At 54.4% G+C, this 22,830-nt stretch carries 26 protein-coding genes; 7 read left to right on the forward strand and 19 right to left on the reverse strand.

Annotated elements, in window-relative coordinates; genetic code table 11:
* Positions 1 to 164: 164 nt before the first annotated feature.
* Positions 165 to 989 carry an ABC transporter ATP-binding protein gene (locus VMC84_RS10015; RefSeq protein WP_325380190.1) on the reverse strand — a complete coding sequence of 275 codons (825 nt, stop codon included), beginning with the start codon at positions 987 to 989 and terminating at the stop codon, positions 165 to 167.
* A gap of 8 nt (positions 990 to 997) precedes the next feature.
* Entirely contained in the window at positions 998 to 1,936 is a 939-nt protein-coding gene (cbiQ, locus tag VMC84_RS10020) for a cobalt ECF transporter T component CbiQ (protein WP_325380192.1), read from the reverse strand.
* 262 nt (positions 1,937 to 2,198) lie between these two features.
* On the opposite strand from cbiQ, the gene cbiM reads away from it, so the two are divergent.
* A complete protein-coding gene (gene cbiM / locus VMC84_RS10025; RefSeq protein WP_325380194.1) occupies positions 2,199 to 2,924 on the forward strand; it encodes a cobalt transporter CbiM in 726 nt (241 codons plus the stop codon).
* 9 nt (positions 2,925 to 2,933) lie between these two features.
* On the forward strand, positions 2,934 to 3,260 hold the full coding sequence (locus VMC84_RS10030; RefSeq protein WP_325380196.1) for a PDGLE domain-containing protein: 327 nt from the start codon (positions 2,934 to 2,936) through the stop codon (positions 3,258 to 3,260).
* A gap of 21 nt (positions 3,261 to 3,281) precedes the next feature.
* Here VMC84_RS10030 and VMC84_RS10035 read toward each other — a convergent pair whose 3' ends face one another.
* Positions 3,282 to 3,587 (reverse strand): PDGLE domain-containing protein, encoded by a 306-nt coding sequence (locus VMC84_RS10035; RefSeq protein WP_325380198.1) that lies wholly within the window; start codon positions 3,585 to 3,587, stop codon positions 3,282 to 3,284.
* A gap of 267 nt (positions 3,588 to 3,854) precedes the next feature.
* Here VMC84_RS10035 and VMC84_RS10040 point away from each other — a divergent pair, with 267 nt between their 5' ends.
* Positions 3,855 to 4,106, forward strand: a complete 252-nt coding sequence (locus tag VMC84_RS10040) for a hypothetical protein (RefSeq protein WP_325380200.1) — start codon at positions 3,855 to 3,857, stop codon at positions 4,104 to 4,106.
* Between the two features lie 176 nt (positions 4,107 to 4,282).
* Here VMC84_RS10040 and VMC84_RS10045 read toward each other — a convergent pair whose 3' ends face one another.
* The 3 genes from VMC84_RS10045 to VMC84_RS10055 form a co-directional block, all read right to left on the reverse strand.
* Positions 4,283 to 4,753 (reverse strand): hypothetical protein, encoded by a 471-nt coding sequence (locus tag VMC84_RS10045; RefSeq protein WP_325380202.1) that lies wholly within the window; start codon positions 4,751 to 4,753, stop codon positions 4,283 to 4,285.
* Between the two features lie 114 nt (positions 4,754 to 4,867).
* Positions 4,868 to 6,076 (reverse strand): cation:proton antiporter, encoded by a 1,209-nt coding sequence (locus VMC84_RS10050; protein WP_325380204.1) that lies wholly within the window; start codon positions 6,074 to 6,076, stop codon positions 4,868 to 4,870.
* A 50-nt stretch (positions 6,077 to 6,126) separates the two neighbouring features.
* A complete protein-coding gene (locus tag VMC84_RS10055; RefSeq protein WP_325380205.1) occupies positions 6,127 to 6,921 on the reverse strand; it encodes a TIM barrel protein in 795 nt (264 codons plus the stop codon).
* A 185-nt stretch (positions 6,922 to 7,106) separates the two neighbouring features.
* Between VMC84_RS10055 and VMC84_RS10060 the strand changes: the two genes are divergently transcribed.
* Both VMC84_RS10060 and VMC84_RS10065 read left to right on the forward strand, forming a co-directional pair.
* Positions 7,107 to 7,292 (forward strand): Em GEA1 (EM1), encoded by a 186-nt coding sequence (locus tag VMC84_RS10060; protein ID WP_325380207.1) that lies wholly within the window; start codon positions 7,107 to 7,109, stop codon positions 7,290 to 7,292.
* A gap of 22 nt (positions 7,293 to 7,314) precedes the next feature.
* Positions 7,315 to 7,509, forward strand: coding sequence for an Em GEA1 (EM1) (locus VMC84_RS10065; RefSeq protein WP_325380209.1), 195 nt, complete (start codon positions 7,315 to 7,317; stop codon positions 7,507 to 7,509).
* 318 nt (positions 7,510 to 7,827) lie between these two features.
* Here the strand turns inward: VMC84_RS10065 and VMC84_RS10070 are convergent, their stop codons facing one another.
* From VMC84_RS10070 to VMC84_RS10130, 13 genes are all read right to left on the reverse strand, one after another.
* Positions 7,828 to 8,748: a methanogenesis marker 7 protein gene (locus VMC84_RS10070; protein ID WP_325380211.1), complete on the reverse strand. Its 921-nt coding sequence runs from the start codon at positions 8,746 to 8,748 to the stop codon at positions 7,828 to 7,830.
* A gap of 2 nt (positions 8,749 to 8,750) precedes the next feature.
* A complete protein-coding gene (locus tag VMC84_RS10075; protein ID WP_325380213.1) occupies positions 8,751 to 9,365 on the reverse strand; it encodes a methanogenesis marker 17 protein in 615 nt (204 codons plus the stop codon).
* On the reverse strand, positions 9,362 to 10,603 hold the full coding sequence (locus VMC84_RS10080) for a methanogenesis marker 15 protein (protein WP_325380215.1): 1,242 nt from the start codon (positions 10,601 to 10,603) through the stop codon (positions 9,362 to 9,364). The genes VMC84_RS10075 and VMC84_RS10080 overlap by 4 nt, the downstream gene beginning before the upstream one ends.
* A complete protein-coding gene (locus tag VMC84_RS10085; RefSeq protein ID WP_325380217.1) occupies positions 10,600 to 11,088 on the reverse strand; it encodes a methanogenesis marker 5 protein in 489 nt (162 codons plus the stop codon). Before VMC84_RS10085 ends, VMC84_RS10080 begins: the two co-directional genes overlap by 4 nt.
* Positions 11,085 to 11,534, reverse strand: coding sequence for a methanogenesis marker 6 protein (locus VMC84_RS10090; protein ID WP_325380219.1), 450 nt, complete (start codon positions 11,532 to 11,534; stop codon positions 11,085 to 11,087). The genes VMC84_RS10085 and VMC84_RS10090 overlap by 4 nt, the downstream gene beginning before the upstream one ends.
* A 1-nt stretch (position 11,535) precedes the next feature.
* The gene (gene mmp3 / locus VMC84_RS10095) at positions 11,536 to 13,086 is read right to left on the reverse strand and encodes a methyl-coenzyme M reductase-associated protein Mmp3 (RefSeq protein ID WP_325380221.1); all 1,551 of its coding nucleotides are present in this window, start codon (positions 13,084 to 13,086) and stop codon (positions 11,536 to 11,538) included.
* A 101-nt stretch (positions 13,087 to 13,187) separates the two neighbouring features.
* Positions 13,188 to 14,792 (reverse strand): methyl coenzyme M reductase system, component A2, encoded by a 1,605-nt coding sequence (atwA, locus tag VMC84_RS10100; RefSeq protein ID WP_325380223.1) that lies wholly within the window; start codon positions 14,790 to 14,792, stop codon positions 13,188 to 13,190.
* Between the two features lie 50 nt (positions 14,793 to 14,842).
* Positions 14,843 to 15,706, reverse strand: coding sequence for an HAD family hydrolase (locus VMC84_RS10105; RefSeq protein WP_325380225.1), 864 nt, complete (start codon positions 15,704 to 15,706; stop codon positions 14,843 to 14,845).
* Between the two features lie 97 nt (positions 15,707 to 15,803).
* Positions 15,804 to 15,986, reverse strand: coding sequence for a hypothetical protein (locus tag VMC84_RS10110; protein ID WP_325380297.1), 183 nt, complete (start codon positions 15,984 to 15,986; stop codon positions 15,804 to 15,806).
* Positions 15,987 to 16,105: 119 nt separating this feature from the next.
* The gene (locus tag VMC84_RS10115; protein WP_325380227.1) at positions 16,106 to 16,312 is read right to left on the reverse strand and encodes a TRAM domain-containing protein; all 207 of its coding nucleotides are present in this window, start codon (positions 16,310 to 16,312) and stop codon (positions 16,106 to 16,108) included.
* Positions 16,313 to 16,879: 567 nt separating this feature from the next.
* On the reverse strand, positions 16,880 to 17,407 hold the full coding sequence (locus VMC84_RS10120; RefSeq protein ID WP_325380229.1) for a PUA domain-containing protein: 528 nt from the start codon (positions 17,405 to 17,407) through the stop codon (positions 16,880 to 16,882).
* Positions 17,400 to 18,362, reverse strand: coding sequence for an RsmB/NOP family class I SAM-dependent RNA methyltransferase (locus VMC84_RS10125; RefSeq protein WP_325380231.1), 963 nt, complete (start codon positions 18,360 to 18,362; stop codon positions 17,400 to 17,402). Before VMC84_RS10125 ends, VMC84_RS10120 begins: the two co-directional genes overlap by 8 nt.
* The gene (locus VMC84_RS10130; protein ID WP_325380233.1) at positions 18,332 to 19,024 is read right to left on the reverse strand and encodes a 2,5-diamino-6-(ribosylamino)-4(3H)-pyrimidinone 5'-phosphate reductase; all 693 of its coding nucleotides are present in this window, start codon (positions 19,022 to 19,024) and stop codon (positions 18,332 to 18,334) included. The genes VMC84_RS10125 and VMC84_RS10130 overlap by 31 nt, the downstream gene beginning before the upstream one ends.
* 125 nt (positions 19,025 to 19,149) lie before the next feature.
* On the opposite strand from VMC84_RS10130, the gene VMC84_RS10135 reads away from it, so the two are divergent.
* Together VMC84_RS10135 and VMC84_RS10140 are read left to right on the forward strand one after the other, a co-directional pair.
* A complete protein-coding gene (locus VMC84_RS10135) occupies positions 19,150 to 19,587 on the forward strand; it encodes a hypothetical protein (RefSeq protein ID WP_325380236.1) in 438 nt (145 codons plus the stop codon).
* A gap of 84 nt (positions 19,588 to 19,671) precedes the next feature.
* Positions 19,672 to 22,443, forward strand: coding sequence for a family B DNA polymerase (locus VMC84_RS10140; RefSeq protein ID WP_325380238.1), 2,772 nt, complete (start codon positions 19,672 to 19,674; stop codon positions 22,441 to 22,443).
* The last annotated feature ends 387 nt before the right edge of the window (positions 22,444 to 22,830 follow it).

Consider the following 22,830-nt stretch of genomic DNA (forward strand, 5'->3'; position numbering starts at 1 on the left):
GGTACTATTCGCTAATGATCGATAGCTCTTCGCATGTCGTTTATGGCTTCGATGAGATCGATGGCCGGCTAATGGACTTTTATCAGACGGGTAAGCCGAAAAAAGGGATGAGCCCCGCAGTGCGTCCGCACGAATAAGCCCGGGGACGGTAAAAAGTACTATATTTAATGGGTATGCTCATGCTCCTTATCATGGGTGTGCAGGTGCTGATGCACCATGTTCCCGTGGCGGTGCATGTGCCGGTGGATCAGGTTATGTTCCATGAGGAGCTCCAGGTCGGCCATTACTTTATTCGAGTCCGTATCGACCTTGAGCCTGTGATCCTCCCCGAATACGATGGCGCGTGTGCTGATCTGCTCGATGATGTCCAGGTCGTGGGTCGCCGTGATGATCGTCTTTCCGGCCTTTCCCAGTTCCTGCAATAGCTCGATGAGCCATAGCTGGCTCCGGGGGTCAAGTCCTCCCGTGGGCTCGTCCAGGAGGAGCACGTCGGGATTGACGGACAGCACCGATGCCAGGCAGACTTTTTTCTTCTCGCCGCCGCTCAGGGTATGCGGCGTCCGGCTTCTCAGGCCTGAAATGCCTACCATAGCCAGGACATCTTCTGTCCTCTTCTGTACTTCCTCTTTCGGTAAGTCCATCTGGAGCGGGCCGAAGGCGACCTCGTCGTAGACGGTCGAGCAAAAGAGCTGCACGTCAGGATTCTGGAACACGAAACCTACTTTCTTCCTGAAATAGCTGCTGAGCTCGTTGTCCTCCAGCGAGTCGAAAACCTCTTCGGTGACGGGGTTGCCGAACGCGTAAAACTCGCCTTCGGTGGGGTATATCAGGCCGTTCAGTATGGAAAGCAGAGTGGATTTGCCGCATCCGTTCGCTCCCATGATGGCGATGTTCTCGCCCTGGCCGATCTTCAGGTTGACATTACTCAGGGCCTGGAACTTTCCCAGGTAATTATATGATACGTTACGTAAGTCGAATATCATCTGCATGCTATGACCTATACCTTAATGATGTGCCAGGAGGCCAGGGCCAGGAGCAGGCTAAAAGCCAGGACGCAGGCGAGCGCCACATAATCCCGCCGCCTCATGCGGAAGTCGTCCATGATCTTCACGTCGCCCCTATAGCCCCGCGATACCATTGCGCCGTGTACTTTTTCTCCCATGTCCATCGCTTTTATGAACGTATAGCCTATGCGCCCGCCCACCCATTTTTGTTCTTCGATAAGCGGCATGGTCTTTATCGAGCGGCTTTTTTTCGCCGTATAGAAGGCGCCGATCAGGTCGGCGAACAGGAAAATGTAGCGGTAGCACATGTCCAGCGTCAACACGTATACCCTGGGCACTCCGACGGACCGTAAGGATTTAAAGAACAGGTCTCGCGGCGTTGTGATGAACAGGAGTACTCCTGCGGAAACACAGGTAGCTACCCGTAGCGTGAAAACAGTTGCGCCCATCAGGCCCTGGCGCGTGATCGCGATGGTCTCCGGTAAAAGGAACGGGCCTATCTTTGCGCCCTGTCCGAGGGTGACCAGTGTCACCAGACTGTCCCCGGGGAGAAATACGTTAAATATCATCGGGAGGGCAATGATGCCGGCGAAGATCGGTATGAATAGCCAGACTCGCTTGATGAAAAATGATACTTCGATCTTACTCATGTAAGCGAAGACCAGGGTCAAGAAGTATACCAGGAGTAATATTTTCCAGTCGCCAGTGATGCTTACGGCGACGATGAGCGCTATGATCGATATGAGCTTCACCCGGGGATCGAGACTTTGCAGCAGCCCATTCTTTCGTGTATAGCTTTCGGAAACGATGGTCTCCTCGATGAATTTCATAATGCCACTCAGAGTCTTCTGGATATAATTTTTCTTCTTCGCCGAGACGGAGCGGCATGAGCATGGGCCGACGTCCACATCCTTCATCCAGTCGGGAATCATCGCATCAACCTACTCCGGGCATATTCCATAAAAGCTCTCATATTAGTCGTAATAACTATTTTTTATATAGTATTACTCAGGATATGAAAAAGGTTGTGATACATTACTTTTAGTTAAAAATGCTATAATTACTGATATTAAGTATTATTATATTGAAATTAGTAGAATAAGTTATTAAAATATATTTAAAAGATATTCATTAGTGTTACGAATCGAAGGTTTTTTATAACAATAAGCGATTTCTTTATAATAGGTGTAAACTTTGCACATACCAGATGGATATTTGGGTCCTTTAACCTATATACCGTTATTCGTTATTATGATCCCGATTTGGCTTTACGCGGGATACCGGGTACAGAAAGACCTAAGGTCTAAACAAGTGCCGTATCTGGCTCTTGCCGCTGCATTCTCGTTTGTTATCATGATGTTCAACGTGCCCATCCCCGATGGGAGCAGCGGTCACGCCGTGGGCAGCGCCCTCGTCGCGATCGTCCTCGGCCCGTGGGCGGCGATCGTCTCGACGTCCGTGGCATTAGTCATTCAGTGCTTCATCTTCGGCGACGGCGGCGTGACGGCGCTGGGCGCGAACTGCTTCAACATGGGCGTCGTCATACCGGTCTCCGCATACGTCGTTTATAAGCTGATCAGCGGGAAGTCCGATCTCACCTCTATACGGCGGCTGGCCGCCGCGGCGGTCGCAGCATGGTTCGGCCTGACCCTGGCGGCGGGCGTTGCCGGCACTGAGATGGGCCTGCAGCCGATCCTCGAGCACGATGCGAGCGGATTACCGCTATATATGCCTTATGGCCTGGGACTGACCGTTCCGGCAATGGTATTAAGCCATGCGTTCTTTTTCAGCATCGTCGAAGCGCTGGTAACGGTACTCGCCTTCGCGTATATAACCCGCTTTAATCCCACGATCATATGGGATTATAAAAAGTTCGTGAAAAGCCAGGGCGAGAACAAGCCGACAGCAACTACGGCGTGAGGTGAAACGATGGACAGGAATCTAACAATATTTCTAATCGCCATGGTGGCGCTCATCGTATTAACGCCCATCGGCCTGATAGCGACGGGCAGCGCCTATGGCGAATGGGACTCGGACACGATCCAACAGGCCGTGGGCTATGTACCAGCCGGCTTACAGAGCCTCTCGGGATTGTGGAACGCGCCTCTCGCGGACTATGGATTCCCGGGGCAGGGCGATACGATGGCGGACGCAACACCCGGGTACATCTTCTCGGCGATCGTCGGGGTCGTCGTTGTCGGCGGACTAGTTTACGTGGCCGGAAAATTCTTTATAAAGAAGGATTCAGATCAATAGGCCATTATCTTAAGCGATGGCCTATTCCTCTTTTTTTACGATAAATTTACCAAGAACATAAGCTGTGCAAAGGCAAAGTATAACGCCCACGGCGGCCGATATCAAGTAGCCGACCGAGCCTCCGATACCCGGGACGCCATAGTCAGAAAGCGGCGCGTTCCAGATCGACGATAATCCCCCCAGCCCCGCCGGCACATAGCCGATGCGCTCCTTCAGCTCCTGCAAATTCCACTCTCCGAAGGCCGTCCCCGTCGCTATCAGGCCCAGCGGCGTCAGTATTACCAGTATGCCAATTACGATAATTGCGTTCCTGAGGTTCTTGTCCATATATCCACGTTCGGTTTTTAAATCTTCGCCGATTTAGATTTTCTTCGCGATAATAAAAACCTGTCGTATCGGCCGACCGGGCAATGCCAGACTCGTCTTGGGCCAGGCATTGTAGCCTGATAGGGAAGTTATATGGGGCGAATAGAATCATTTTTCCCATATGCGCATTAATCCTCCCATTTGGCTATTATAAACGCACTTTAACAGGGCAACATTAAAAAAGAATAAACTTTTAGGGATAGTATGGCATTAGAGTGGGGTGTTTTGATGGCAGAGAAAAAAGCTGAAATGACGGTTAGAGAGGCTGGACACAAGGGCGGGTCCACCACGAAAGAGCGCTACGGCGAAGGGTTTTACGAGGAAATCGGCAAGAAGGGCGGAAAGATCGGCGGCAAGAAGGGCGGGACGACCACCAAGCAGCGCTATGGCGAGGAGTTCTACGAGGAGATCGGCCGCAAGGGCGGCCAGAAAGTACGCGAGCTAATAGCCCGCGGCAAGGCCGCGATGGAGAAGAAATAAGCCCGTCCGGACAGTTGCGCCCCATCTTCGCATATAGCGAGCAGATCGCCTGTCAGAAAAACATTTCCCAACCTTGATATTTATCGCATGAGCCACGGCTTTATAAATCACATTCTCATTTTTTATTCACAATGAATATGAGTCCTGTATTTGCCTTTTAAAACAAATATAAAGCGTCAGTATAACGGATAGGTTTTATCATAATTACCGTTAATATCGAAGCTATCCGTTATTCTGGTACTGCGGTCGCTGGCCGTATCATTCGAATAATATACCGTATACTGTACATCCACGACTAGCTCGTAGGAGCCTGCCGGCAGGTGCGGGAACTGATATGTATCGGAGTTAATGCTGCCGGGTATCGTGTCTCCTGTATAAATATTGGTTAAATTACCGCTTATACCGGTAATTATGGTGCTCGTGCTGTTAAGTACCAGGCCCGTAAATGTACAGCTGAATGTATAGGACGGCGCCGATGAAGGCCACGCAGTCGGCGCCATCGTAGGCATGGGCGTCGGCATGGCCGTAGCTTCTATCGTCGGCGTGACCGTGCTCACTGTAGCCGTTGGAGTTGCCAGCTTGGTCGGCTCGATGGTCGGTGCCGCCGTAGGCTCCGTGGTCGGCGTAATCGTCGGTTTTTTATACATCGGACCTGTGCATCCGCCTACTAAGATAGCGCAAACAAATATGAATATGATACTGGATGAAATTGTCTTTTTCGTTTTATGGCCTCCATAATCAATTGGCTATACACCATATTACTAATTGTCATAAGCTTTCTTGATCATGATCGGCGCGATGATGGACGTGAAGAGCACGATCAGGGCGAGCACCGAGTAGACAGATTCGATGCCCGGCAGGACGTTTCCCAGCGTGGTCACGCCCAAAAGGCCGATGACCAGCGTATATTCGCCCATGGGCGTCATGGTCAGCGCTATCTTATTCATTTCGTCGGTGCGGTAGCCGCCGGATATGAGGGCCGCCGCATAGGTCGCTATATATTTGCTGGCCATCACCACCATGAGGAGGCCCAGGAAGAGGAACACGTCGATCGGTATCTTCACGAAGTAAAGGTCGAGCGGCGTGGAGCCGACCATCTTCGCGATGTTGATGCGGACGCCGGTGTAGACGAAGAATATGGGAATAAAAAAGCCTTCGCTGATCGCCTCGATCTTTGGCGTAATGATCTTGTAGGAGAACGGGGACCGGGCCAGGATGGTGCCTGCGAGGAAGGCGCCCGTCACCGCTGCCACGTTGATGTTCTCGCCCAGGTAGGCTACCAGGAACATGATGATGAGGGCGACCGTGATCACCGACACCTCGTCGGAAAGGCCCACGGTCCAGCTGATGAGCTTTTCCGAGATCGACCGCCCAAAATAGAGGATGAATATGATAAAGCCCAGGATCAGCAGGAAAAGCATAAAGGCGTCCTTGATATCCAGCCCGCCGCCCACGAGGTAGGAGTTAAAGAGCGCAAAAGCCAGCATTGCGAAGATATCGTCCGTCGTCCCGACCGCCATGATGGTCTTATAGACTTTACTATAGTTATCGCCGATCTCGTTCAGCACCATGAAGCCGATGGCGGTCGACGTGGAGATGAACGATATGCCCACAAGGAGGGCGGTATTCATATCGAAGCCGAGCAGCGCCGTCACTGCCGTGGCCGATAAAAACACCAGGAGGCCGCCGCATATTGAGATAAAAGAGGCCTTATAGACGTTATCCTGCATGAGCTTCTCGAAGTCGACGGACAGGCCCATAAGGAACATCATGAAGAGGATGCCGAGGTTGGAAAGCTCGTCCATTTCCCAGGAGAGGCCGACGGCTTGTAATACCATGGGTCCTAGAATGATGCCGGCTATTATCTGGCCAATGAGGGGAGAGAAGCCTAACCGGCCCACCATGTCGCCCAGTATTTTACCCAGAAGCAGCATTAGCAGCAGCTCGAACAGTATGCTGACTTCGATCAATCCAACGGTCCCCTATAGCTTTAAAGAGAGCATGTTCCTATTTAAATTTATCAGTCAGCCGCCTCGAGTATCGCCTTCATCTTCAGGGCGTCCTCTTCCAGCAGCGGAGTCTCGCAAATTATCGTCGCGTTGAGCTTTCTTTCCTTCAGGATCTGCGCCAGCGGCTCGAAGGGGGGCTGGCCGTCCAGCGGCAAATGCCGTACCTCCCGGCCGTTCTTATATTCCACGTTAGAGAAATGCATGTGAAAATCGTTCTTTTTAACGGGCTTGAGCATATCGAACACGGCCTCGTAGTCGGCCTTCGAGCGCAGGCCGCCGCTGGTCCGGGCGTGGACGTGTGACCAGTCGATAACAATGTCGGTGCCAGGCACGTCCCGCAATATATCCATATAGTCCTCTACACTGCCGAGCTCGGGCGCGTCGCCGGTCACTTCAAGGCCGATGAGGGCTTGGATCTTTTCCTTTTTTCGGGCCTTGCTAAGCTCCGAAAGATGCTGTTTCAGTATATCGGGCTCTTTTTCCCGTGCGGGGTGAAACACGACGATACCCGCTCCCAGAGGCTCCGCGATGCGGAGGGACTTCATTATCCAGTCCTTGCTCTTCTCCTGTGTCGCCGCGCTACTGCTCGTGAGATTAATGTAATAGGGCGCGTGGACGGACAGCGCCAGTTCGCATTCCCGCGCGACGGCTCCGCTTTCCGAGGCGCTTTTGGGCGTCATGTAGACGTTCCGAACGAACTGCACCTCCATGGCGCTCAGCCCGATACTGCAAAGGTAGCGTATGCCCGCCTCCGTGCCTTCGCCCTTCGCGTGATATGGTATCCCGGCAATGCCCACCCTGATCATTTCGACTCCATTCTATGGGAGCTTTCCTAAGCGATAAACCCTATCATTTTCCATGCCATTAGCAGGTTTTTAAGAACGCCCCGCGCCGCTTTCAGCCTAATCGCAGTGCACGCCCGCTGCTCGTCGTTCATTACGGTCATCACGATTATCACTACGTTTGCGGACTCCTTACCGAGGGTGAAAACATGGTAGAAGAGAGAAAAGGCGAGATGACCGTCGAAGAGGCCGGCCGCAGGGGCGGGCACAAGGGCGGTGAAAAGGTTAAAGAGAAATATGGCCCCGAATTCTACTCCAGGATCGGGCAGAAGGGCGGGCAGCGCGTGAGAGAGCTGATCAAGGAAGGAGAGCAGGCCGAGAAGTCAAAGAAGTAATACGGCTTGAGGAGGTAAAAACATGGCGGAAGAGAGAAAAGGCGAGATGACCGTCGAAGAGGCAGGACGGAAGGGCGGTGAGAAGACCGCAAAGACCCACGGCAAGGAGTTCTACGAGGAGATCGGGCACAAGGGCGGAGAGATCGGCGGTAAGAAGGGCGGACAACGCGTAAAAGAGCTGATCAAAGAGGGTAAGGAAGCCGAATCGAAGAAATAGTCCCCATTTTCTTTTTTTATTTTTTCTGCTGTGTTGAATATCCTTCTTTGCTGTATAAGCCCTCGAAGAGCATATAAATTAGCAAGCTTCGCGGGCTTAAAAGGGAGTCATCCATACAGATAACAGATATTATTCAACACAGCAGATATTACTAAGTTACACTAAGATTATCTCAACCACGAAATCACGCGAAGCGGGCCTGAAGCTGTACAAAGCTATTAAAAAATGTTTAAAACAATCTTAGAGCAACTTTGAGCCAGCTTTGCGTCGCTTCGTGGCTGAAAAGTCTTCGATCATTCTTTTTATGCTTAGAGGAGCTTAAATAACGAAACCTGTCTCGGATTTCGGCTTGATGCGCAGGAGTATGAAGTCCTTCATGCGGGAAGGCTTGATGTCACAGACTTCGCGCAGGTAGATGCCTTCATCGAACTTGACGTCACCTATGACATCCTTATATTTTTCATAGTCCAGCTTAATACGGGCACCATTCAGGTTCAGCGTCACGGGCGTCGGGGAGATGACGTCCTGAATGTCGGGGACCTGCTTCTCGATCTCGGCCTTAAGGCGGGGCGGGCTGACGCTAAGCTGGTCCTTATCGAACTCCGCGCGGCGCTCGTCCAGCACCTTGCCGATCGCAGCCACGATCCGGTCCATGATCTCCGTCTCTTCCTTCTGCCGGAGGCGGTGCATCACGCGGCCCAGGCCGCCGATATAGGCTTCGCAGCCCGGGACCTCGCTCGTCTGCAAAGCGGGGCCGCCCGTAACGACGATGGGTACCTCGATGTCCCGGAACAGCTTAGTCTTCTCGATGATGCAGTCCTTGAAGTTGCCGTATAAGAATAAGGCTGCGTCGTGCTCGTTGATGAGGTCGATCTCCTTAGCCGTGAGCTGGGCGACGCGCCTGCCCACGCCTCTGGCCAGGCCGATCATGTTGGTCTTCGAGCCGGAGCGCCTGAGGTACTCGGCGATATCACAGGCCAGATGCGGCAAATGCTGGTACGCCAGAGTCGGCGTGATCACCGCGACTTCCGCTCCCGCGAGGGGGGCTTTAACTAGCTTACCCAGCAATTCCTTATTTTTCGCTTCGATAACGGGTATGTCGGCATTGGGGACGAGGATGACCATGATGACGTCCGACTGCAAAACGTTCTTCTGTAGGATGTAGCCGCCCATGTCTTCGACTAGCTCTTCGAACTCCTCGTGCTTGTACAGGCCGCCGGTCCAGATGAATGGCTCCATTCTCAGGCTCCTATGCTGCTTCTTAAGTTCCTGCAGATCTCCAGCCACTCGGGCTTGATGGGGTCCTCGGACGCGATGAAGGCCAGCATATGCTGGTCGATGAAATGTTTTCGGACGCGAAAGCCTTCTGGCGTGATGCGGAGCAGCGCATCGATGACGTTCTTCTTCAGCTCTTCCTGCGGGTCGTAGACGACGATAGCCGAGACGTCGTCCAGCTGCTTCTCGAAGTCGCCCTTTACCGGCACGATGACGGCCGCCCGGTCAGTCTGGACGAGGTTCTCCCGCCCGTACTTCGACCATAATCGGCCAATCGCCTTAGAGGAGTACTGCTCTTCCCTTACTGAGACAAGAAGGCCCTCGTTGACGCTTGAGATGTCCGCCACGTCGCCAAGCGTCAGCCTCGCCAGGCCGGGGCGGAAGAGCCCGACGATGATGAAGACCGGCGCTTTAGGGTCTACATAGACCTTTAAGCGGCCGATGGCCCTCACCAGGTTCAGGTCCATCAGGATGTCCGTGATGACCTCTTTATATTTCTCGGCGCCTTCCTCATCCTCCGAATCGACGGTGAAGACCTCGAGGGGCTCCATCGTGAGGTCGCCCGCGGCGATGTCGCTCATTTCTTGTTTTCCTCCCGCAGCCCCGAGACCAGCAGCGCCGCGCCTACGGCGCCGATGTACTGCGAATAAGGGGGCACAACGACGTCGACCTTTAACAGGTCGCTCATCGCCTTCACCAGGCCGATGTTCAGGGACGAGCCGCCCACCATGATGACGGGCTTCTTCACTTCGATCTCCTGGAGCTGCTGCTCGAAGACCTGCTCGGCCACGCTGTAACACGCCGCCGCGGCCACGTCTTCCCGTGATTTGCCGAGGGACAGCGAGTTGATCAGGCTTTGCGTGCCGAACACGATGCAGTAGCTGTTCATGGTGACGTTCAGATGATTGCCTTTGATCGCAAGCTGGCCGAGGTCAGCGATGTCTACGCCCAGCCGATTGGCCGACTGCTCGAGGAACCTGCCGGACGCGCCCGCGCAGATGCCGCCCATGGTGAAGCTGCCGGGTATGCCGTCCATGACAGCGATGGCCTTGTTGTCCATGCCGCCGATGTCGATGACGGTGGCGGGGCCCTTCTGCTTCTTCGCCAGGTAGACGGCGCCCTTCGAATTCACGGTCAGCTCCTCCTGGATGAGGTCCGCGTTATAGTGCTTGCCGATTAAAAATCTACCATAGCCCGTGGTGCCCAGGCCGCTCAGCTCTTCCCGCTTCACGCCGGCCATCTCGAGCGCATTCGTGTACGCGTCCTCGGCGCTCTTCAACACGTCTGTAGTCTTGACCCAGCCGGTGCCGATAATATAGTTATCTCTCATGATTACGGCTTTCGTGGTGCTCGAACCCGAGTCGATGCCGGCCGTGAGGCCGACCTGCTCTTCCCTCGCCAGTAAGCTTCGGCGGAGCGCGGTGGTCGTCAGCGCTTCCATCCTGGTCAGCAGAGTCTCGTGAGTGGTACGCTCGGTGAACGAATAGCTGATGACGGGTATATGGGCCTGAGACTGGATGTAGTTCCGCACGGCGTTCCTGGTGATGGCGCCTTCGGCGCACCTGAAGCACGACGTTACGAACACAGCGTCCGCCTTCGTGTCGCCCTTGACGATGCTCTGGGCCCGGGCGATCATTAAGCGCAGGTCCGGGCTGGCCACCTGGAGCCCGAACAGGTCTGCGGTTTCCTTGATGTTGCCGATGTCCACTTCCGGGTAGACGATCTGCGCGTTGACCTGCTCCGCGGCCATTTCGATCTCGTGCTCCACGCCGCTGTATTCCGAGCCGCACGTGAGGTGGGCTATGCGGATCTTCCTCATTTCTTTACCTCCTGCTTCGGCTCCACCTTAAGCTCCACTTTTTGCCGGTCAGCGGTTAGCTTATCCAGGAACTCTTTCACGAAAAGCACGAAGTTCTTGGCCTCGTTCTCGTTCTTCGGATATCTGAGCTCGAGGACGGGTACGCCCTTGCTCCGGATGACGTACTTGATGAGCTCGTTGGTCCGGGCGCAGCCCATGCACCCGAAAATATAGTCGGCATCCTCGACGATGATGGCCGCCTCCGCCTCCTCGATCAGAGGGTCCATGAGGGACATCCGGCCCCGCACTCCGGATGGTATCTCTATGGCCGCATACTTCAGGCCCTTCTTAGCGTCGTCCGGCGTCATGTTCATGGGCGGCGAGTCCAGCCCCGGGTCTGTGACCTTCTTGCGTATCTCTTTCATAAGAGCCAGCGGCTCATGGCCGAACCTCTCCACCAGGTCCGAAAGTATCAGGCTGTTGGCGGGGTAGATGAATATCTTCATGATTGTGACTTTCCTCCTAATTTCCCGGCTTCCTCATCGATGATCTGCTTAAACTTATCAACAGGAATGTTCTTTGCCTCCGGCAGGTTCAAGGGCTTGCTGCCCCTCTCCACGAGTATGAGCCCCTTGCTGATATCCGGCAGCATGTCGATCTCGTTCTTGAGCTGGTGGAACCCTGGCCTGGGGCCTCCGCCCCTGTTGGCCCTGCAACGCCGCTCGTCGCCCGGGGGGAATCCCCTCTCTTTGACGAATATCTTGGTCGGGCTCAGCTTCCGGATCTCGTTCACGACCCTGTCGACCTCTTCCCTCTTTCCGGTGACCATGAGCCCGTAGCAGGTCTCCTTGATGGTGACGTTGCTCGAGACCTTGTAAGCATTTATGGCAATATCGGAAGGCAGCTCTGTATCTGAAATGACCACCATCTTCGTTATATTATCCTCGGGCATCTCACACCTCTTTGAAATAAACGATATCCTTTTCCCTGATCTTCTTCATCTTATCCAGATTTACGATATGGCCGGCGATGTTCGTGGCATCGTATTTTTCTCCGGTCGGGCCGAACTTATCGTTGTCGCCGAAACGGACGCCGATCAGGCCCTCGTGTTTCGAGGCCATGTTGGTCAGGCCGATCTCGCCCGCCTTAACCGTCGTACCTTCCTCGGGCTTGTTCTCCGGCACCAGGTCGCCTACGGCGACGGGCTTGCCCTTGAACAGCATGGTCTCCTCGTACTTGAAGTATACGGGGAGCGACCCGACGTGGTTCTCCTTGAGGCCCGATGCCTTCCGGAAGTACTCGCTCGTGTTCGGCGCCGTATCGTCGTAGAGCCGGACCTCGATGAGGTCGCTCTCCGGGATGGCGGTGAGAATTACTTTTCCGGACGATACGATCTCCATGGTCGTCCGTGGCGACTGGTCGACGATGACCGCGTCCCCGCCCAGGTAGCCGGCCTTTTCATACTTGATGCCGGCGGCATCCAGTATACGGCCCGCGGTGGCAAAGTCGTAGCCCAGCATGCTCATGCGTATGGGTATGGTCTTTATCGCAATGCGCTGTCCCGGCGTGGCCATTCTGACTAGTTCCAGGCCGTGGACGATGCGGCCGACGATCGAATGATAAATGTTAGAGGTCATATCCTCCTTGGATATGTAGACGCGCCCGCGGCCTTTTCCGTCCGTGCGGACAGTCACTGTGCCTTCGCTCCTGGCCGCGAAGTTCTCGTACGGGCAGATCTCGCCCAGCATGGTATCCGTCGAGATGAAAGAGCTGGCGGCGAAGTCGATCTTGAAGAAGCCCTTTTTCACGGCGGCATAGAAGTGCTCCGCGCCGTACATGGCTTTCGACAGCATCTCGATTTCGACCTGCGTGTAGATCTCCATGCCGTCCTCTACCCTGGTGGTGGTATCGGCCGTGACGATCTTGTTGGCGAATGACTCGAGCTTAATTACCGGTTCGATGCCCTGGATGATGTCCTCGTCCCCCAGGTTCGTCAGAATGTTACGGCCTGATACGACACGCCCAACGACGCCCCCGTTCCTGGCACCATAATCCTGAAAATGATCTTTTTTTGAGATGATGAAGTAAGTGTTATTCGCGTTATAGCCGCCGGTGCCGAAGCTCACGTCCCATCGGGCATACTCAGCCTCGCCCTTTCCTGCCTCGATGCCCGACCCGAAGGGGCCGAACGCGATCGCCTGTCCCGTCGTCCACCGGGCCTTCGAGCCCGAGAGAATGCTATAGCTCTCCAGCCAGGGCTTCTTCATCGCGTCGTTCGTCAGCTCGATCCTGATCTCGCCTTTTGACGTAAAGACGCGAAATTCGGTGGCCACTTCCTTACGGGTCTCTTCCCGGCCGGCCACGATGCCGATGACCGTGTTCTCCATGTGCTGGAAACCGGCCGCGGCGAGCGCGTCACCGAGGGTCGAGCCTGCGGGAAGCGTTACCTTTTTCTCGTTCACCTGGACAGTGACCGCCTCGTTCACGCCGTTCAATACGCTCACTCTGCCTCTTAAACCTTTTTTTCACTCTTATGTGATATACTTTCTATAACCCTTCGCCACAGTGAAAAAGTACGCCTGCGTAAGACGATTAAAATATTATATTATGGCCCCTTGGCCATGATCTCCTTCTCCTGCTCCGTGACCAGGGCGAGCACCTTATCGACGTCGCCGATCTCGACGATCTTGCCCGCCCTCATGAGCATGACCCGGTCGCATACCATGCGCACGAACTCCATATCGTGCGAGACTATCATGAAGGTCTCGTTTATCTCTTCCCTTGACGAAAGAATAGAGTTCGCGACGTCCCGTTTCGTGAACGGGTCCATCGTGCCGGTGGGCTCGTCCAGGACGACGAGCCGGGGCTCTCTTATTAATACCTGTGCCAGCGCGACCCGGTGCCGTTCGCCTTCGGACAGCTCGTTAGGGTATTTCGACAGCACTTCCCGGCTCGCCTGCTCCGTAAAGCCGGCGATCTGGAGAGTGTGGATGGCCTTACGCTCGGCCAGCTCGGCGGGAAAGTCCAGGCCGATGGAGTCGGTCAGGTTGTCCACGACGGTGCGGTGCGGGTAGAGGTCGTACTCCTGGTGGAGAAGGCCTATATACTGCTTCGCCCGGCCCCGCGCATAGTATCCCGGCTCGAGCATGTTGATCCAGTCGTCGCCGATGCGTACTTCGACGAGGCCGCTCGCCTCCTCCAGGTTGCCCGTGATGATGTTTGCGAGCGATGTCTTGCCGGCGCCACTGACGCCGACGATGCCGAAGATCTCGCCCTCCCTGACGTCGAACGTAATGTTGTTTACGGCCTTAATGACGCCCCGGTCAACCGAAAAGTATATCTTCTGGAGATTCTCGACCTTAACGATCGGCTCGCCCAGCTTATACTCCTTCTTCTCCACCGTCTTCTGGGACTTCATGAATTCGGCGATGACCTCTTCCGGCTTACCCGTCATTTTGATCTGGCCGTCCTCGAGGAGCACGGCCTGGGTCGCCAAATCCTCGATGACATCGTGGAAGTGCGACGTTATAAGCACAGTCATGTTATTCTCGGCGGCCGCCTGCTTGATGCCCTGGTGGACGATCTTGGCGGTCTTAGGGTCCAGCGTGCCGGTGGGCTCGTCGGCTAAAAGTATCATCGGCTCCTTTGCCATCTGCCTGGCCAGGACGACCCTCTGCTTTTCTCCGCCCGAGAGGTCTCTCGCGATGTGCATCATGCGGTGGGACAGCTTGACCTGATCGATGAGGTCGGCCGCACGGTTAATAAGATTCGCCTGGGGATAGTTGATGTCGTTCAGCGCCTTCATGACGTTCTCGATGACGCTGTCGTCGCCGTAGAGGGCGAACGTCCTCTGGATCATGATGGCGATGCGGCGCGAGATGAGCCGCTTGGCGTCGTCGTCCGCGTTCAGGATATCGACGTCCCAGGCCTTCATCATGCCTCCGCATTTGGGGCACGGCTTGCCGATCGAGGAAGGGGGGTTTATGAAGTCGCAGGATTCGCATCGGGCGGTACGGAAAATGACCTGCCCCGAGGCGGGAATGTCCTCGTCCAGGCCCCGGATGACGTGCAGGAGTATGGTCTTGCCCGCGCCGCTTCTCCCGATGATGCCTAAGATCTCTCCTTCTTCAATTGTCAGGTTCACGTCCTGGAGGACGTGCTTGTCCCCGTACTTCACATTCAGGCCCTTGACTTCGATAAATGCCGCCACTTACTGTTCCTCCATGTATGATCGAAATGGTGAGTGTAAATTCGCCGTTTTCATTTTTCCGGTTCCTGTTCTCTATTATTCATATGTAAACTTTTCTCAACGACGCTCTCGACTTCGAGTATATTATCGACGATGACGTCGCTGGCATCGAACAGAAGGTCCGGCCGCATGCCCTCCTGCTGCAGGGAAAGGATGCCCGTATCGGCCGCCTTGAGCGCCAGGTAGTCGTTCATGCCATCGCCTACCATGATGACCCGGCCATACCGTTCCTTGAGGCCCAATACGACCTCTTTTTTACCTTCAGGCGAGACCGCATCGAAGACGTTGGGCTCCGGTATGCCGAGATCGGCAGCCAGAGAATTGAGCGACTTGCGGTTATCCCCGGAAGCAATATAGACATCTGCGCCCGACGCCATTAGCCGGCGGACCATCCTCTTAACGCCGGGAAAGATCTTTCCGCCAGTTGCCAGCACATAGGGTATCGTGCCGTTCGGCACGTCCACGACGAGCCCTATATTCAGATAATAGATATCTTTACACTTAAGCTTAACCGCCTCTATCGCTTGCTTCAGGTCGCCCATAGTGGCGATTCTGTCCCGGGCGATGGCATCGCTGATGCGCTCGTGCGTGCACTTGAGCCCCCGGCATATGACGTCGAACCCCATTTCTGTGTGCGACATATATTCGGAGATCCGCATAGCCGGATCTGCGTCGTCCAGGAACTCCACGGAGTCAGCTTCTAAAGCCACCAGGGCGCAGCCGCGGCCCTTGGTGATCATGTTGGTCGAAACCACGTTCTCGATGATATTCCCGTAATTTATGTCCCGGGCCACGCGATAAACTTTTAACAGTGTCCCTGCGCTGTCGAATACGATAGCGGTCGTCATTGTCTGAACATAATAATGAACCTTCATGGTTTATAAAATCTGCGTATGCAGGCAGGAATCTCCCGCTTAACACTGTTAAATTTACGCTTATTCAATATGGTAAAAAGATAAAACAGCTTTAAGCTTAATGGCTGGCCACCTTCATCGTCCTTTCGCAGTCGAAGCAGCAAGTCTTGCCCTTGATGTCTGTCGAGAATTCCTTGCCGCACTTCGCGCAGACGACCTTCCGGAACCCCGGGTCCCTATAGGGCGTTCCCCGGGCGGCGTCGGCCAGGTTACAGCCGCAATAGCACTTCTCCTCAGGCATTCGCTTCACCAGCGGATAATGTACTTTAATGTATAAAATATGTTTTGATACATTAATAGTATAACAATAGCTGGAAAAACGAATGAAAGCCAGGGACATAGCCCTGGTCCATAATAGATTTAAGATACGACCTTGGCGACCGCGAAGTTCCTCTTGACGGTCTCCACCTGGATCTTGACCGAGTCGCCGACCTTGGTACCCGGTACGAATATAACGAAGCCCTCGATGCGGGCGATTCCGTCCCCCTTCTTTGCTGTGTCTTCGATCTTCACGTCATACGTCTGCCCCTCAACGACGGGGGCATTTGAACTCTTACTCTCAAACATACGGTAATCCTCGAATAGAAACAAATACGCAGGCGGCTTCTTCAAAAAAAGCTCGTCCGTTATTTGTTCTTGCGAGATATGAGGCAATGTGGATATAAATAAGTTATGGCCTTTACAGATGGAATAATCGTTCATGCCAGCCCGCCACGCCGAAATCACCACGGAGGGCACGGTTGTTATTTCACCACGGCGGCACGGCGGACACAGCGCTTATTTTAGATCGGCACGGCGGATGCATGGCGAACACGGTTTCATGATAAATCGCCAATGAACCGGCTTTGTGTCCTTTGTAACTTGCTCGAATTCGCATCAGCGAAACATTTAGAAAGAAAACTTTGTGAGCCTCCGTGTCGTCGTCCCTCTGTGGTGAAAAATAGTGCCTCCGTGCTCTTAAAAAGCTTAAAATACAGGAGTAATTCAACACAGCAGTCATAATTAATAAAAAAAGTATATGGAGGTCTCCGAGGGGTAAGCAAGAGCGCTCCGCGTGGCGTCAACCCCCTTCAAGAAATAAAAGAGCGCCGTGTTCGCCGTGGTGAATAAAGCGTAGTGTCTGCCGTAGTGCGCTCAGCCGCCGGACACTTCTTCCTGTCCCCGAATGTAGAGTCCCATATCAGCTTCGGTATTCACGGTAACCTTGTCCTGAAAGAGGCCCTTGTGGTCGAACCGCGCCCGGCCGATGCCGATGGCTTCGCCGTACTTATTGGCGATGATGACCCGCTCGTTCTGCTGTATCGATTCGTCAGCCCATGTGATCGATGACCCGAACACGTCCCTGCCATAGACGACGAGCGATTCGGCCTGGCCAGTGACCTTGACCTTTTTCTTATCGGACACGGATGCCACTAAATAGGCGCCTTCCATGCTCAGGACGAGCGCTTTTTTGCCCAGCGTGCCCATGAACAGGCCCGCAAGAACCGGCTCCGGCTCACGGTTGATAACGTAATACTTGATCTCGGGCGTAACGGCGAACAGGTCGTTCTTTTCTCCCTGCCGCACGATAAAATCGAGTTCCTGAGAGAGGTCGAAGGCGCCCCAGTAGTCGAGGCTTCGGCGCATGGCCGTGATCTCGAGCTTTTTCAGTCCCCTATACATATTTCAGCCTCGCGACAAAGAACCCCGACGTGCCATGGATATGGGGGTACATACGCCTCGTGTTCTTTACCTGCGGGTCGAACTTCAGGTCGCCGAACGAGTCCAGGCCGGGCTCGCCATACGGTATCGGCTCGACCTTCATCCCGTATTTTTTTATTGCGTAATCGACGATGCGCTCATTCTCTTCCGGCGCGAACGAGCACGTCGAATAGACGAGTACTCCGCCGGGCTTCAGGCAGCCGCAGGCCGCATCGATGAGATCCTCCTGCAGGCCCGAGCAGAACTGTATATCCTCTTCGCCCCGACTGGTCTTTCGCGTCCGGTCCTTCGCGATGACGCCTTCGCCTGTACACGGCGCATCCAGGAGGATCTTATTCGCCTTCACCTCTAGCTTCCGTATGTCCCGGGCGTCCATGTGGAACAGCGCCGCGTTCATGACGCCGCAGCGGCCCATGTTCGAGCGCAGGCCGGCGATCCGGGCGATCTCGACTTCGATGGCGATCAATAGCCCGGAGTTATCCATCATTTGTGCAAGCTGCGTGGTCTTGCCGCCGGGCGATGCCGCCATGTCTATTACCACGTCCCCGTGCTGTGGTGCCAGCGCCAGGGGTGGTATCACCGAAGACTTATCCTGAATATAAAAGTAGCCGAGTAGATATTCGGCGGACGCCCCTATCGAGTAAGGTTCGGCCATGACTTCCAGGCAGTCCGGGATATCCGTTTCCTTGAGCGTGAAACCCTTATCCGTCAGCCTCTTTATCAGGGCGTTCGCATTGATGCGCAGCGTATTCACGCGGATATAGGTCCGCGGAGGCTCTTCCATGCTGGCCAGGAACTTTTCAAGGTCGGGAACAAAGCGCTCGAACCGGGCCACCATATACTCGGGGTAGCGGTACTTCTTCGCCAGCTCTGCTGCCTTTTCGCCTATTTCGAACCGCTGGATCTCACATGCCATGTTAAAACGATCCCTTCGTCCATGCGCTCATGCCTAAACAATTCGAGCTCGATGGCCTCTCCAAGTTCCGAGATTCCCCCGCCGTCCATGAATGTCGGCGCGTCCTTGCCGCCGATGATGATGTTGCCCACGAAGACCGTGATCTCGTCCACGAGGCCGGCCCTGGCCATTGCCCAATTTAACGTAGCGCCACCCTCGACCATCAGCCGGCCTATGCCGCGCCTCTTCAGCTCTTCTGACATCTTCGTCAGGTCGACTTCCTCGTCCCCGACCACGATAACGTCCGCTTTTTCCCTGAGCGCTTCCAACTTATCCGCCTGAGCGGCCTTCGAGACGACGACGATGCGCTTGCCGACGCCTTTTTTAAATACGTCAGCGGTCAAGGGTATCCTGGCTTTACTATCGACGACGATGCGGACGGGATTCTCGTCCTTGCCCTGGGCGACGCGGCGCTTGCGCCTTTCTTCTGATTTGACGGTTAAGCTCGGGTCGTCCGCCACGACCGTACCAATGCCCACCATAACGGCGTCCGACGACGCCCTCAGCTCGTCCACACGGTCAAAATCAGCCTTCCCGGATATTTTAACCTGTTTACGCTTCTTCGTCGATATCTTGCCATCTGCGCTCATGGCTGAATTGATGAACGTGAAAGGTCTTTCCATGCCATACGCCTTAAAGCGGGACGGGCGTATAAAGCTTGCCATGCCGTTAAATCACACGCCGCGAATAAATATTTCCGTAATAATATTCAATTTATATTATAATATTAAGCACTTACCTGATAATCGTGAAAATAAGCAATCTTCTCTTCGGGTCGTCCATCGTCTTTTACGTTTTATATGATATTATTTCCACCATCGCCGCATTCAACTATCTCGGAACTTTCCAGTACGAGAAGAGCTTCTTACTGAAGGCGTCCTTCGACGCCGCGGGCGTCTGGGGATTCATTCTAATCAAGGTCGTATTCTCCGTACTGGCGCTTTATCTGGCCTATCTTTTGATCGAGCATTTTAAAAAATTCCGGGGCGTCGGCCTCGGAATACTGGCCGGGGCGTCGGCGGCCGGGCTCTTCGTGGGCACGTCGAATTTTAACATCGTCCTCAACGGCAGCTCCATCTGGATCATGGGCCTGGATAGCGGCACCATTTCCGCATTATTGATCCTGGGGTGTGCAGTGGGCGGATTCCTTCTGATGCCGTCCGAGAAGCCCGTGCCGTCTCTTTAAAAACTTTTTTCCAATACTTTCAACGCTCATACCACCACCTTCATTTACCATGGCCTTGTATTACAGATAGCCGGAGAAGTAGTGATGGATCAGCAATCGACTTTCGACGTAAGGCTCCTCGATTCGACGTACACGGTGGAACAAAAGCAGGACGCCGAAGGCAAAGATAAAAGCGATGTCATCGTCAAGCTCTTCGGCAAGACCCGTGAAAATAAAAGCATCACCATCCTCTGCCCCGACTTCAAGCCTTACTTCCACGTTTTCGACCCGTCGGACGCCCTGCTGAAGGCTTTCAAGGACAGCCCCGATGTTCTATCTGTCGAGCCCGTCATGCTTGAGTACAAGGGCGCGCAGGAAAAATTCATAAAGGTCTCGGTGAGAGCTCCCTGGATGGTGCCCAAGTTCAGGAGCCAGTTTGAGCTTAAGCATAAAACTATCACGCTCATCGATCCGCCTGAAGAGCTCGTCGGGCAATTAAAGGCCGAGCCGGACGTGCTCGAGGTCAGCGTCCTGAACGGTGGGGCGAAGGTCACCACAGAAGACCGCGTTTACTCCCAGAAGCTCATTAACCGCTACAACCTTATGGCCTATATGGACGACGAGGACGTCGAGAAGTTCAACCTGAAGGGAGTCTTCTTCGCTGCCGACATCGTTTTCACGAACCGCTTCATATACGATTACGATCTCGAGACTTGCATCCGGGTCACCGGTGACGTGGTCGATAATAAGGGTGAATACACGACGGACCTTCTCCTGATGGCATCGAAGTTCGAAAAATGCGACATCTTCACCCCGAAATTAAAGATCATGAGCTTCGATATCGAGAGCTCGATCAAGTACAATAATATATATTGCATCTGCCTGACCGTCGTCAACGAGGAGGACGGCTCGCGGCAGGACCGCCGGATCTTCTCGGACTTCGGCGCCAGGGAGCCGAAGACATCGGCGGAAGAGGAAAAAGCCCGAAATGAGGACGAGAAACGCATCCTGAGGGAATTCGTCAAAGAGGTCCGGGCGCTCGACCCCGACGTCATCACCGGCTATAACATCAACAATTTCGACATGGCCGTGCTCTACGAGAGAGCGAACAAGCTCTTCGGAAAGGGCGGAAAAGCGGACGACGATAAGAAGCGGCAGTCCAGCGACGAATTATGCTTCGGCCGCGATAAGCTCGGCATGAGCCGCAGGGAGAACCGTACTACGGGCTTCGTCACCTGGGACGTCAAGGGCCGGCTCATCCTGGATGGCTGGCTGTCCGTTAAAAAGGAGCTGCGGCCCAAGAGAGAAGGCCTCGGCTATGTATCCACGATGCTGTTTAATGATACGAAGGAGAACATCGACAGCAGCCACATCGACGATGAGTGGCGCGGGCGCAAGGACGAGGTCGTCCATTACTGCTTAAAAGATGCCGACCTGGCCCTGCGCATCCTGACCCACCCGAGGATACAGGCGGTCAGCAAGCTCATGGACGTGGCCATACCCGCGAAGCTGCCGGTCAAGGAGGTCTCGGGAGGGCAGAACCGCATGATAGAAAGCCTGCTCATCAGGATGGTGGACCGGGAAAAGGTCGCCGTGCCCATGAGCAGCGGCGAAGTCTACGATTACGAGGGCGGGTTCGTCTACGATACCAAGCCCGGCCTGTGGGAATGGGTCATTGGCCTGGACTTTTCATCCATGTACCCGTCCCAGATCATAAAGCATAACATCTGCTTCACCTCGTTCACGAAGAATAAGGCGGAAGCCGCCCACACGTCGCCTGTCGGCGCCATGTTCCTGCCCGTCGAGAAGAGACATGGCATAGTGCCCCGCATGGTCGAGGGCCTGCTGACGTCGAGAAAGCAGGCGAAGGCCGCCATGAAGAAGGCTAAAGAGGAAGGGGACCTGGAAAAGGCCGACTATTATAATCGTTTGCAGAACGCTATCAAGATCATGGCCAATGCCACCTACGGCTATTTCGGCACGAAGTTCTGCCGCTGGCCATACAACCGGTATATCGCCCCGAGCATTACCGCCTGGGCCCGGGATGAAATAAAGACTGTAGTCACGTCGCTCGAATCCCGGGGCTACACGGTCATAGCGGGAGACACGGATTCGGTCTTCTTTACCTCAAAAGAGCACAGGGACCTTGAAAAATGCAAGCTGCTGGGCTTCACAATCCAGCAGGAATTCTCCGCGGGCAACATGCACCTCGAACTCGAGAAGGTCATGATACGGTTCTTCGCGCACGCCAAGAAGCGATATTTCGGCAAGATCATCTGGCCTGAAGAGTCACTCCTCGTCCGGGGATACGAGCCGCGGCGTACCGACTCGTTCGACCTGCAGAGCGAGACCATGACGAAGGTGTTCCAGCTCGTCCTGGACGGCAAGCCTGAAGACGCAGTGAACTACGCCAAGGACACTGTCCACGATACGCTCAAGGGTAAAGTCGCCCTGCCCTTGCTGGTCATCTCCAAGAGCGTGAGCGACTTCGATTCCTACGATAACCCGGACTCCCTGGTCCATGTCAACGTCGCGAAAAAGCTGCAGGAGATGGGCTACGATTTCACGCCCGGCATGAAGACGCCCTTTATCATCACGAACGGCTCCGTCCAGCCCCAGAAGGCCGAGCCGGTGATCGAGGGCATCGAGTTCACCGCCCGCCCGGATTACCGTTATTATGCAGAGCGCCTGGCCATGGCCCTTGCCCGCATCACCGAGCCCTTCGGGTGCGATGAGCGCGCCCTGCTGCAGGGTAACTCCCAGCGGTCCCTCGAATTCTTCTCCGACGAGAAGCCAGCGCCCAAAGTCGAGGCCGTCGTGCCGGACAGTAACGCGAAGAAGGTCAAGCAGGCGGCGACGCTCGACATGTTCATGTGAGCTCCTGCCAGGACCCTCGAAAATCGAATAAGTTTTACGAAGACTTTTTCAGCCTCAAAGTGGCTCGAAGCTGGCTCTAAGTTCTCTAAGACTTATTAAAAATAGTTGGTGCTGCCTGGTGTAACCCTGGTGCCGCTTGGTGATATAAAAAAATTCCGTGCCGCCTGGTGTAAATTTAGTGCCATTTGTAAGCACTAATGTTTCAACCACACCAAGTTTACACCAGGCTACACCAATTTTTTTAAAATTATAAAATAATATCTGTGAGCTTCAGGCCAGCTTCGCGTAACTTCGTGGCTGAAAACGTCTTAGAGCATTCTTATAAAGCTTAGAGGCTCTCGGCAAGCCTTTATGTGGCTTGCGCTTGCCGAACTGCCAGCAACTTTT

This window comes from Methanocella sp., from assembly GCF_035506375.1.
Lineage (GTDB): Archaea > Halobacteriota > Methanocellia > Methanocellales > Methanocellaceae > Methanocella.

Excerpts from the sequence above, each read along its gene's own strand:
- VMC84_RS10140 (WP_325380238.1), top strand. The coding sequence starts at position 19,672 with ATGGATCAGCAATCGACTTTCGACGTAAGGCTCCTCGATTCGACGTAC.
- VMC84_RS10090 (WP_325380219.1), bottom strand. The coding sequence starts at position 11,534 with ATGCCCGAGGATAATATAACGAAGATGGTGGTCATTTCAGATACAGAG.
- VMC84_RS10120 (WP_325380229.1), bottom strand. The coding sequence starts at position 17,407 with ATGTATAGGGGACTGAAAAAGCTCGAGATCACGGCCATGCGCCGAAGC.
- VMC84_RS10130 (WP_325380233.1), bottom strand. The coding sequence starts at position 19,024 with ATGGAAAGACCTTTCACGTTCATCAATTCAGCCATGAGCGCAGATGGC.
- cbiQ (WP_325380192.1), bottom strand. The coding sequence starts at position 1,936 with ATGATTCCCGACTGGATGAAGGATGTGGACGTCGGCCCATGCTCATGC.
- VMC84_RS10085 (WP_325380217.1), bottom strand. The coding sequence starts at position 11,088 with ATGAAGATATTCATCTACCCCGCCAACAGCCTGATACTTTCGGACCTG.
- VMC84_RS10015 (WP_325380190.1), bottom strand. The coding sequence starts at position 989 with ATGCAGATGATATTCGACTTACGTAACGTATCATATAATTACCTGGGA.
- VMC84_RS10125 (WP_325380231.1), bottom strand. The coding sequence starts at position 18,362 with ATGGCATGTGAGATCCAGCGGTTCGAAATAGGCGAAAAGGCAGCAGAG.
- VMC84_RS10060 (WP_325380207.1), top strand. The coding sequence starts at position 7,107 with ATGGTAGAAGAGAGAAAAGGCGAGATGACCGTCGAAGAGGCCGGCCGC.
- VMC84_RS10110 (WP_325380297.1), bottom strand. The coding sequence starts at position 15,986 with ATGCCTGAGGAGAAGTGCTATTGCGGCTGTAACCTGGCCGACGCCGCC.
- VMC84_RS10080 (WP_325380215.1), bottom strand. The coding sequence starts at position 10,603 with ATGAGGAAGATCCGCATAGCCCACCTCACGTGCGGCTCGGAATACAGC.
- VMC84_RS10030 (WP_325380196.1), top strand. The coding sequence starts at position 2,934 with ATGGACAGGAATCTAACAATATTTCTAATCGCCATGGTGGCGCTCATC.
- VMC84_RS10065 (WP_325380209.1), top strand. The coding sequence starts at position 7,315 with ATGGCGGAAGAGAGAAAAGGCGAGATGACCGTCGAAGAGGCAGGACGG.
- VMC84_RS10040 (WP_325380200.1), top strand. The coding sequence starts at position 3,855 with ATGGCAGAGAAAAAAGCTGAAATGACGGTTAGAGAGGCTGGACACAAG.
- VMC84_RS10105 (WP_325380225.1), bottom strand. The coding sequence starts at position 15,706 with ATGAAGGTTCATTATTATGTTCAGACAATGACGACCGCTATCGTATTC.
- VMC84_RS10075 (WP_325380213.1), bottom strand. The coding sequence starts at position 9,365 with ATGAGCGACATCGCCGCGGGCGACCTCACGATGGAGCCCCTCGAGGTC.
- VMC84_RS10115 (WP_325380227.1), bottom strand. The coding sequence starts at position 16,312 with ATGTTTGAGAGTAAGAGTTCAAATGCCCCCGTCGTTGAGGGGCAGACG.
- VMC84_RS10035 (WP_325380198.1), bottom strand. The coding sequence starts at position 3,587 with ATGGACAAGAACCTCAGGAACGCAATTATCGTAATTGGCATACTGGTA.
- VMC84_RS10045 (WP_325380202.1), bottom strand. The coding sequence starts at position 4,753 with ATGTATAAAAAACCGACGATTACGCCGACCACGGAGCCTACGGCGGCA.
- VMC84_RS10055 (WP_325380205.1), bottom strand. The coding sequence starts at position 6,921 with ATGATCAGGGTGGGCATTGCCGGGATACCATATCACGCGAAGGGCGAA.
- VMC84_RS10070 (WP_325380211.1), bottom strand. The coding sequence starts at position 8,748 with ATGGAGCCATTCATCTGGACCGGCGGCCTGTACAAGCACGAGGAGTTC.